This is a genomic window from Streptomyces sp. NRRL B-1140, from assembly GCF_001280065.1.
Taxonomy (GTDB): domain Bacteria; phylum Actinomycetota; class Actinomycetes; order Streptomycetales; family Streptomycetaceae; genus Streptomyces.
Genome location: NZ_LGEA01000184.1, coordinates 1 through 473, shown reverse-complemented (window position 1 = coordinate 473; position 473 = coordinate 1). Strand labels below are relative to the sequence as shown.

The 473-nt window shown below is 64.3% G+C and carries 1 protein-coding gene; it reads left to right on the top strand.

Annotated features, from left to right (window positions below; genetic code table 11):
- Positions 1 to 54 precede the first annotated feature (54 nt).
- The coding region (locus ADK65_RS36580) for an ABC transporter permease (RefSeq protein ID WP_234353058.1) at positions 55 to 473 on the top strand (419 nt) is incomplete at its 3' end.

Sequence of the window (473 nt, the reverse complement as noted above, 5' to 3'; positions counted from 1 at the left end):
GGCTGGATCATCATGCTCGGTGACAAGGGCCTGGTGAACGAGACGCTCACGAGCATGTCGGTTCCCGGAGCTCCGTTCCAGCTGCTCTACAACGAACTCGGTGTCGTTATCGGCACGACTTCGATGATGCTGCCGTACACGGTGTTGCTGCTGTACGGGGTGATGCGGGGGGTGGACCGGCGTCTGCTGGCGGCCGCATCGAGTATGGGTGCGGGCAAGGTGACCATCTTCCGCCGTATCTACCTGCCGCTGGTGGCTCCGGGTCTGGCCAGTGCCGGACTGCTCAGCTTCATCCTGTCGCTGGGCTACTACATCACTCCGGCCCTGATGGGCGGCCCGGACCAGACGATGATCGCCACGCTCATCAACCAGCAGGTCACCAAGGACAACCAGTGGAACGGGGCCGCCGCCCAGGGCGTGATCCTGCTGGTGCTCACCCTGGCCGGACTGCTGCTGGTCAAGGCCGTCACCTC